This is a genomic window from Chloroflexota bacterium, assembly GCA_016219275.1.
Taxonomy (GTDB): Bacteria; Chloroflexota; Anaerolineae; order UBA4142; family UBA4142; genus JACRBM01.
Window position 1 is genome coordinate 142,362 of the sequence record JACRBM010000024.1, and the last position, 9,496, is coordinate 151,857.

10 protein-coding genes and 1 pseudogene are annotated in these 9,496 nt (G+C 56.2%); 2 read left to right on the forward strand and 9 right to left on the reverse strand.

Annotated elements, in window-relative coordinates; genetic code table 11:
• The first annotated feature begins 2 nt into the window (after nt 1-2).
• Both HY868_05145 and HY868_05150 read left to right on the forward strand, forming a co-directional pair.
• Complete coding sequence (locus HY868_05145; protein MBI5301503.1) at nt 3-845, forward strand: 3-keto-5-aminohexanoate cleavage protein; 843 nt, start codon at nt 3-5, stop codon at nt 843-845.
• Nucleotides 846-934: 89 nt separating this feature from the next.
• Entirely contained in the window at nt 935-2,137 is a 1,203-nt protein-coding gene (locus tag HY868_05150; GenBank protein MBI5301504.1) for a glycosyltransferase family 4 protein, read from the forward strand.
• A gap of 83 nt (nt 2,138-2,220) precedes the next feature.
• On the opposite strand, the gene HY868_05155 is transcribed toward HY868_05150, so the two are convergent.
• From HY868_05155 to HY868_05195, 9 genes and pseudogenes are all read right to left on the reverse strand, one after another.
• Nucleotides 2,221-3,114 (reverse strand): hypothetical protein, encoded by an 894-nt coding sequence (locus tag HY868_05155; protein MBI5301505.1) that lies wholly within the window; start codon nt 3,112-3,114, stop codon nt 2,221-2,223.
• A gap of 9 nt (nt 3,115-3,123) precedes the next feature.
• Nucleotides 3,124-4,365: a YcaQ family DNA glycosylase gene (locus HY868_05160; GenBank protein ID MBI5301506.1), complete on the reverse strand. Its 1,242-nt coding sequence runs from the start codon at nt 4,363-4,365 to the stop codon at nt 3,124-3,126.
• A gap of 197 nt (nt 4,366-4,562) precedes the next feature.
• Nucleotides 4,563-4,868, reverse strand: coding sequence for an ACT domain-containing protein (locus tag HY868_05165; protein MBI5301507.1), 306 nt, complete (start codon nt 4,866-4,868; stop codon nt 4,563-4,565).
• Nucleotides 4,869-6,413 (reverse strand): hypothetical protein, encoded by a 1,545-nt coding sequence (locus HY868_05170; GenBank protein ID MBI5301508.1) that lies wholly within the window; start codon nt 6,411-6,413, stop codon nt 4,869-4,871.
• Nucleotides 6,414-6,466: 53 nt separating this feature from the next.
• A complete protein-coding gene (locus HY868_05175; GenBank protein MBI5301509.1) occupies nt 6,467-6,958 on the reverse strand; it encodes a hypothetical protein in 492 nt (163 codons plus the stop codon).
• Nucleotides 6,951-7,637, reverse strand: a complete 687-nt coding sequence (locus HY868_05180; protein ID MBI5301510.1) for a GNAT family N-acetyltransferase — start codon at nt 7,635-7,637, stop codon at nt 6,951-6,953. The genes HY868_05175 and HY868_05180 overlap by 8 nt, the downstream gene beginning before the upstream one ends.
• 213 nt (nt 7,638-7,850) lie before the next feature.
• Nucleotides 7,851-8,165: a hypothetical protein gene (locus HY868_05185; protein ID MBI5301511.1), complete on the reverse strand. Its 315-nt coding sequence runs from the start codon at nt 8,163-8,165 to the stop codon at nt 7,851-7,853.
• A complete protein-coding gene (locus HY868_05190) occupies nt 8,162-8,479 on the reverse strand; it encodes a hypothetical protein (GenBank protein MBI5301512.1) in 318 nt (105 codons plus the stop codon). The genes HY868_05185 and HY868_05190 overlap by 4 nt, the downstream gene beginning before the upstream one ends.
• Nucleotides 8,480-8,528: 49 nt before the next feature.
• Nucleotides 8,529-9,233, reverse strand: a pseudogene (locus HY868_05195) (metallophosphoesterase family protein).
• Nucleotides 9,234-9,496 lie beyond the last annotated feature (263 nt).

Here is a 9,496-nt window from a genome sequence, read left to right on the forward strand (position 1 = left end):
CCATGAACGATCTAGCCACACCGCTGGTTATCAATGCGGCGATCACCGGAATGGTGCCGCGCAAAAAAGACAATCCAGCCGTGCCAACGACACCAGAGGAAATTGCTCAAGATGTGGAACGCTGCTACCAAGCTGGGGCGCGAACGATTCACATTCATGCGCGGGGCGATGATGAAGAGCCGACCTATCACCGCCAAGTCTTCTCCGAAATCATTCGCGGGATCCGCAAACGAATTCCGCAAGCAATCATCTGCGTGACGACAAGCGGTCGCGTGTACAAAACGTTCGCAGAACGCAGCGATCCACTTGAACTTGATGGCGATGTCACACCGGACTTGGCGTCGCTGACGCTGGGCTCGATGAATTTTCCCAGGCATGCATCCGTTAACGAACCTGAGATGATTGGGCGGCTGGCGGCGCGGATGGCAGAGCGCGGGATCGTGCCCGAACTTGAGATCTTTGAGTTTGGGATGCTTGATTACGCGCACTATCTAATTGGCAAACGGATCCTCCAGCCACCGTTCGTGTTCAACATCATCCTGGGTTCGCTCGGGACGCTGACCGCGACGCCGCTGAATTTGGCGCTCATGGTCGAACGCTTGCCCCAACCCGCGTTTTGGTCGGTGGGCGGCATCGGGCGCTTTCAATTCCCGATGAACGCGCTGGGCGTCGTGATGGGTGGTCATGTGCGGATCGGTCTCGAAGACAATCTCTATATGGACGCCGCCAAGACCGATCCTGCCACCAACGAACGCTTGATTCAACGCATTGCGAAGCTGGCGTGCGCGACCGGTCGCACGATTGCAACGCCGGAACAAGCTCGAATGCTGATTGGCTTGAGATGACCCCGGCGGATGCGCGGAACTGGTCCGACGAAAAATCGCCGCGGGTTTTGTTGGTGGGACCTGCCTTTCCAAATCAGGAGATGGGGGGATTGCCGCTGGCGCTAAACGATGTCGCCGAACAATTGCGCCGCCACGGCTGGGAGGTCGACGCGGCGATCTATGCGACTGCCGCGAATGGCGACCCGCGCGGCGAGACGCGTTCCTTGCGTTCTACGTTCCTGAGCAATCGCTTGGAACCCTGGCAACGCTGGCGCGCGTTGATGAATCTGTGGCTGGCGTTGCCCGAGAACATTCGCCAATTCACCTCCATACTCACGCGCCCTAATTCGTATTTTGTAAACGCATCGAATAATTTGCAAGCCATCGAACAAATCCTGGCAAGCTGTCATGCTGATCTCGTTCTCGTTTGCGTGGATGGCAGCGCGCCCGGCACGGCGGCTCTGGTGGCGGAACGACACCCGCGCGTGGCGGCGATCAGTCTTGCCGGTTTAGCGAATGAATTGAACGCGCAGTGGTGGGATTGGATGCGGGGAATCGTTGCGGTGAGATTACGCAGCCAAGCGCATCCCTTTCTGTTTCGCCGCGTCTTGCCACACCAACTCCGTTACGCGGTATTCGCCAGCCGGCATTGGCAAGGTCAAGCGACGCAAGCTGGCTTGAAGGCGCCAAGCCACACGATTTACTTTGGGGTGCCGTTACCGGAACCTCTGCCGCGAGTGACAAACATGCGCGGGCGCTTGTTGTGGGTAGGTCAAATGACTCGCAACAAAGGGCTGCATTTATTCTTGGAGGCGTTGCCGCAAATTCGCAAGCGCATTCCAAAGGTCACTTTGACGGTCGTCGCGACCGAGGGATTACCGGGTTATCGCGAACTCGTGAGGAGCATGATCAGAAAATATAACCTGCAGGATATCGTGACGATTCTGCCCCCGGTTCCGCGCAGCGCATTGCGCCAGCTATATGCCGAACACGATATTCTGCTGTTCTACTCGATCTATGCCGAGCCAGTCGCCCTTGTTTTAATGGAAGCGTATGCGGCAGGAATTCCGGTGGTCTCATCCAAGGCAAACGGAGACGCGTTGCTTGCGCAAGACCAAGTAACTTGCCTGTGTTATGATCCCCGCCGAATCGAGACGCTGGTTGATGCGGTTGCGCGAATGTACAATAATGCCGAGATGCGCCGGATAGTTTCACATCGCGCGCAAGAAATCGTCAGAGAAAATTTTTCGTTGGCTGCGATGGGAGATGCCTATGATCGCCTGCTCCACACGATCATCAATGAAAATCCATAGCGGCGCATTTCCGACGCCATTGGAGGATGGCGCAGTTGTTGATCGTTGGAGTTGTTGCCGTGCTATGCACGGCATTTCATTTTCTACTCCAATCCGTAAACTTGTTTCGGCGCGAGATAATCGGAAAATCGGTCAATCAGTTTTTTGCGAACCGAATAACACAAATGGCACGCATCCACATAACCCGCGTCGTGCGGCACGTTGTATTCCGTCGCCAAACGCGCGGGACCTCCGTCAATCAGCGCGCGAGCAATCGGGTGCGCGTCCGCGCGATAATTTTTAACGAGCGCGGGGAGCGGCGTGCGCCACGCGTTGCCCATACCCAAGCCCTGACAGAGGTACACATTGCCGTACGCATCAATGTGCACCCGTCCTGGATTTGCCAATTCTTCGTGTGGACATTCGGTGAACGAATCCCAGGATTGTGTGGCAAGTCCGGCGGTCAATTTCTCTGCCGCGCGTCCGCGAAACATGACGCCGCCGCCGATAACCGGTGCGCCCTTCGCTTGGGCGGAATTAGTTTGAACCGTCGGCTTTTCGATGCAGATCGAATTCGTCGGCAAGCCCAATCGCTTTGCCGCGCGGAGCGCGCGTTTCGCCGGACTATCCGCTGCATCCGAATGAAACGCGTCATCGCTGATGCTGAGATCGGCGATGCCCAGGTCGCGTAGCGGCGCGAACCACAATGCGGCATCGTCTTCGCTCGTCGCGAAATACGCGTTCGTGACAATGCCGACTTGGAATCCACGCGCCCGTGCCGACCGGATGCTCTCGATCAGCAACGGATAAAACAGAAACGACTCGCCGCCCTCAAAGTAGATCGAATTGATCGTGCCGATCTTTTCGGCTTGGTCGAGAACTTGCTCGACCTGGCTCAACGTAAACGTACCTTTGGCGAACGGACTACCGAACACAAAACAGTGATCGCATTCAAACGCACATTGGTACGTGAGCAGAAAATGAATACCGGTGAGCATGTTGCCTCCTTACAAGAGTCTCGCTTTCCAAATTTTGGGTACGCGCCGCGTGTACGTAATGTCCTCCGCGCCGAGAAACGCGCTGAGTGCCTCAATCGCGTTTGCAATCGCGCGCGCGGCGTTCGCCGGCGCGTTCGGTTCGGCGTAGACCGCGTTGATGTGATAGCGCGCGTTCGCGCGATCCATCGTCGAATCAATTCGTCCGATCAACCGGTCGCCGTGCAGGATCGGCAGGACGTAATAACCGAATTTGCGTTTCGCGGCGGGCGTGTAAATTTCCATCGTGTAATCGAAATCGAAAAATAATTTTGTGCGCGCGCGGTCGCAAATCAAGTTGTCGAACGGCGATAATAGCGTTGTGTGCGGTTGCCATTCGTCGGCTTTAATCTTTTCGAGCAACGGCACATCGTCCGCGTGGAGGTACCACTCGCCTTGCCAATCGGCGACTTGTACGCGCAGGATACGTTTTTCGTTCTCCAATTCGGCGAGCACGCGATTCAAATTCGGATATCGCCCGCGAATGAAATGTTGCTGAATCTGGCGCGGCGTCGCGACGCCCAGCGCGCGGAGAGATTTCTGCGCCGCGGCACGCACAATCTCACGCGCACTCCACCTCTCGCGCGGCGTCCACTCAGGTAGAAAGGTTTTGCTCAAGCCCCATTTTTTTTGAATGCCCTCGCGCCCAACGACCATCAACGTGCCTTGCATCCACAAGAAATCCAACATCCGACTGACGGTACGACCCGAAGTCCAGCCGGTCGAGACCCAGGCACGCGAGGCGTCGCCGCTCTCGCCCAGGTCGCGCGAAAGCATCGCGCCATGTCGACGAATCTGCGCGAGAATTCTGCGCCGCATCACATCGTTTTGTTTGGTCCATGCACGCACGCGTTCCGACCACGGTGAATCGCCCTTGGCATAGCCGCGCATCCGCGCGCCGTGAATCGGATAATCCTCCGTCAAGACGATGCTCGCACAGTGCGCCCAGTACTCGAACAGTTTGCGCTCCTGCCACATCAACGCGTCGAGATGCGCGGAATCGAAATTGCCAAGCCGACTCCACAGCACGAGCAAGTGACTGCGCGCGACTGCGCTGATCGGATCAATCTGGATACAACCCAGGTCGCGCACGAGGTTGAGGATGCCCTCTGCATCCGCACCGTGTCGCGCGTGAGCGAGGTGTTGCCGCGTGATCGCCAAGCGACGCGCGTGAGTCGGAGTCAATGAAAAAAGTGTGTGTGTGTGTTCAGTCATTCCATCTCAATTCGGTGACCTGTTTGGGTCAGTGTTGTTATCGCGCGCTCCATCTGGTTTGCTTTGACTATCACGTAATAGACTTTATCGGAAACAACTTTTGCCTCTCGCCAAGACGCAACGCACGCAAAGAATCATCTTGAAAAAACTTGTCGTTCTTGGCGGCTTGGCGAGAGATGTCTTATTCCCGATAATGTCTAATCAGTATCGTAGGTCGAGAGCGCGAAAATCGAAACGCCCGCGTCCGCGAGCGGCGTGGCAAGCGACGCGAGAATCCCGGTCAGTCCGAAATCAAGCTGTCCCGCAACGCGCAACGCGCGCCAATCGCGTTCGCAGTTCACATCGCGCGGCGCAGCGCGTTGATCGCATACAATCGAAAATTCGTCGCGCGTGCGTGTGATCGAAACAAGATCACCGCGCGCCCAATCGGGAATCGGAGCATCGAGCGCGAGTCGGCAAATCGCAAAGGTATCACGCAAAAGCAACAGAGTGAGCGCGGTCATTTAGCGTCGCCAAATTGCCGGCAAGAATTCAAATGGGCTTGCGCTGTGAACCGGATTGGTCAACGGATAAATGTTGTTGTCTTCGTTGCGTTCGAGCACAAAACCAAAATTCGGACTACACAAATTACCGCTCAGGTCGTCGCACATATCTATTTGCGCGAAAAAAGTATGTTCGCCGGGTGAAACCCAACAATCTACCGGCACCACAACGGACTCGCCGATCCCAAGCGCGTAGACCCAGCTCCAATTCGTGCCGCCGCCGAGCGCGGGACAATTCCCGGCGTCGGTTCGACCGGAGGGCGGGCGATCTATAAACACGTCTACGTAGAAAAAATAATTCGTCGCGCCGCCATTATCTGGAACGCGCACGAGCGGTGGCATCGTACGGCGTCCGCCGGATTGTTGTCCTATCTGTACGCCGGATTGGGACGCGCGATTGAACGACTGCGTCCCGCGATTGCTCACAAGAACCGAGATCGTTTTGGTCATATAGTCGCTCGTCGTCACCGGCGCGCTGAGACCGACCACGGTGAAATCGGGATAGGGATTCGTTGGCGTAGGCGTGCGCGTGGGCGTCACCGAAGCAATCGGCGTTGGCGGTGGATCGTAAATCGGCGAGAAGGTGCGCTGAATGTTGCTGATGCGAACTTCGTCAATCCTGCCATTGAAGCACGAACCGGCTGGGTCACAACCAATCAACCACGTAGTATAGTTGCCAAAGCCGCCCGCGTACGCACCAGGCACCAGCCCTATCGTTGGGATTTCGCACAACGGATAAATCGCCGAACCAAGTTGCATCTGCGGATTGCAGCGGTGAGTGTACACGTTACTGGGCGGCAGCGGATCCACGCTGACCCCATGCAAAACGCCATCCACCCAAAACTCGATGCCGCGCGGACCCCAGGTCGTGGCGAGATGGTGAAAGCGCCATTTTTCATAGGGCCACACGACGGGCGTAGGATAAAAATATGGACCGGTATTTCCGCCGGCAAGATAGCGACACGGATTGATGCCGGTGTCCACATGGTGCCAACCCGCCGAGCCGATTTGGAACATTAACATGCCGTCCACAAACATGCGCGCGGCGTATTGACCGGAACCATAGTCGTTCCCGGCGGAAAGGATCGAAAAATAACTACTCACATAAGGACACGCGGAACTGAAATCCACGTACGCTTCGACGGTGCCCGCGCTAAGATAACCCAGGTTCCCGATGCGCGCGTACGAACCTCGCCCATCCACGCGGAGCGCGTTGCCGTAAAGTCCGGCGGTAAGCATCGCGTTGCCGTTGAGCGTGCCGGGATGCAAACCCACGGCATCGGGCACGCTGTTACCATCGGCGGAGTCAAAGTGATAGAGCGCGACGGTGTACGGGTCCACACTTGGCGGAGCGAGCGGCAGGCGCGGCGATACCCGCGGGGTGGACGTGGTTGCCGCGCTCGGCGTCGCATGATTCGCGGCGGCGGTCGCGCCAAAAATCAGGATGATGAATACTGGGACAGTCAAACTCAGAAACGTTCGCGCAGTTTGGGTGAGGTTCAACATTGTGAACTGCTCTCCGACGTACCAACGTGTGAATTCGGTCAGTCACGAACACATCAAACTGATTTAGCGCGGTCGAGCCGCGCTTGCGCCGATCTGAATAGCGGCTTGAAATCATCCAGGAACCAATCTTGTTTCTCATTCCACAGTTTTCTGAGCGCGGGGCTGGACACGTAAATATCCTGGAAATAACGTTCCCACTCCACCCAGGGATAATCGGGCATATTGATGCGATGCGTCAACACAAAGTCCGCAAAGTCCATCATCATTTCGGCGGTGCTTAACACGCGATCATATTCCGAATCCTCTTCGGCAATTTCCTTGTTGTTGTAAAAATAGGGACGCAGGTCCGCATGGTCAACAAAAAAACGATCGATCTCGATCATCGTGCCTTCCAGGTTTTGGTAGATAGTCGCGTTGGTCGCCTTGGTCTGCTCGCGCGTCTGGTTGCGTAGTTGCGCCAGCGAGTACAGCAAAGCGGGCACGCCGATCAGCCCGACTAACGCTTGAATCACGGCGGCGATGGCGAGAAGCGTTTCATTATCCATGTTGGCTCCGCGCTTGGGCATCGAGCAGACTGAGCATGGATCGAATGAACGGATCGTCGCGTTGCAATTCATAGCTGCGCGTGTAGATTTCGACCAAGCACTGGCGCAATGTCGCATCATCGGGCAGATCGGTCGCGGGGTTCAGCGGCAACCAAAGCAACTTCATTCGCATCGTCGCCGCGTTTCCGATGGGCACGCGATAGTTTGGCAGGCGATCCACCCACCGCGCACCATGTCGCCGATAGAACGCGATGCGCCGGGCGCGTAGCGCGCGTGTGTCCGCGTCGCCCTCGTCGTCCGTTTCGACTTCGAGCAACAAGCCGCGTGTCGCGCTTTGATCGCGTAACGTGTTGGCGACGTGATCGAGTAGTTTGCCGCCGATGCCCAGGTTGCGCGCGTCCCGCGACACCGCCAGATATTCGAGGAGGTGAATGTCGCGGGCGATGTCCGGCACGAGAATCGCAAAACCCAACAGGGTGTCGCCGCGCGTCGCGCCGAAGAACCAACGCGTGCCGGTTGCGATGCTTTCCACCAAGAAACCAAATTCCGCGCGTTCGTGCGGCGGAAAACTGTCGAGGTAAATCGCGCGGAACGATTCCATCTGTTGAGATGGAATGTTTGAAACACGATTGAAATGAATGGGAATCAAGTCCATCGCCGGTTCAATTCGATTGCGCACGGGGTGCAGAAAGCCGCCGGTTTCTCCCCGACGGCTCGTACAACGGTAAGTGCGTTGGAAGTGTGCCTACAAATCCTTTGGCAATCGCATCTTCTTTGGTTCTGCCACAGACAAGCACACCAGGCAAATCAATGACCTCAGCAATCCAGCGCTCGTCTTCTTCGGGTTCGGTTTCGTTTTGAACTGAAAAACATTCGCGCCCATTTAGGCATCTCACGTTTGTTCAACACTAGCGTATGCGCTTTTCTCCTCATGCATCGCCTTGCCACGCAGGACTCGATCATACTCATCGTGACTACCGATGAAAAACCAGTACACGGTGTCGCCTTCGAGCAATCCCACTGCGCGGTGATCGCGTCCAATTCGGGCAGAATAGATTGGCTCGCTGTTGCTGACGCGCTTGAAATGCAGACCGCGCGGTGCAGGATCGGCGCGCCACAGACGATACGCTTTGTTCGCTTGATGTTGAACATCTTGCGAAAGTTTGTCATACCCTTTCCAAAAACTAGCAATGGTATGCGATTTCATCCCGGCGCGATTCTCCCATCTTGCGTAAAGCGCATTGGTTGAGTGCGTCCGGCGCGAATCTCGGCGCGCACCTGCTCTGCCATTTTCGCCAACTCATCTTGTGTCTCGGCAAATTGCGCGTCCCAACGCGGTTCGTCGGCAAGAATTTCTTCTTCCGTCTCGTTGTCATCCAGCGAGAAATCATCATTGGTTTGCAATTGAATGTAACACGCGTAATCCAGAATCTGCGCGACGCGTTCAGCCGGCAACGAACGAATAATGTTCACAAGCATCTGTTCGTATCGAGTCACCTGTTTTTTAGACGCGGTTTCCATCCCTTCACCTCTTGTCAACATTATAAACTCACTCCTCGCCGTTCGTCAATCACATCCCCTTGCCCAACAATTCGCGCAAGCGCCGTTCGATATCCGGGTCGAGCATCATCAGCGCGAGCTTGTTTTGTGTGATGGATGGATCATAGTCAATATGTTTGATTCGCAGATTGCCATCTTCCCACACCGCATACGTCGCGCTCGGCAAGCCGTGACGTGGCTGACCAAGCGAACCTGGGTTGACGATATGCGTGTTTCCAATTCGGCGAAGCGCAGGAACATGCGTGTGCCCCAGCAAAACGACATCCGCGTCTACGCCATCGAGTTCCGCGCGCAACGCGTCGTCGGACATGGTCGCGAAATCGAGACCGCCGCTGGCGGGGTCGCGTGGCGAGGAATGCGCGAGAAAAAAGCGCGCGCCGCCCATCTCCACGCGCAAGGTCGCCGGCAGACCGGCAAGCCAGCGCAAGTCGTTCGGGCGCAAGGTTCGCAACGTGTGCGCGCTCGTCGCCTGCGCGAGCGGGCGATACTCCGGCGGCGTCGCAAAATCCGCGCCGGTGGCAATCGCGTAATCGTGATCGCCGCGTACCGCGTGTTTGACGAACGTGCGTAACCAAGTCACGCACGGCGCGGGGTCAGGTCCATAACCGACCGCGTCGCCGAGAAAGAACACGGCATCCGGCGGTTGCTCGACCATGTTCAACGCGACGAGCGTTTCGACGTTGGAGTGGAGGTCGGAAAAGATGATGATGCGCATGTTTGAATCTCGCTAAAATTTGATTGCTAAATCGCGATGCCCGTGCTATAATATCGCAAGAACACAATAGGGTCAACGATGCCTGAACGAAAAATGGAGCGAAAATTTATCTGTGTTATCGAGTAACTACTCAGCCAACCCACATTTACGCCGATGAAAAAACAAATTTATCCGCGAATAACGCGAATTGCGCGAATAAGAAGAAAAAATTAGCGAAGATTCGCGTAATTCGCGGATAAAGGAACGATGGCTGAGTAGTTACA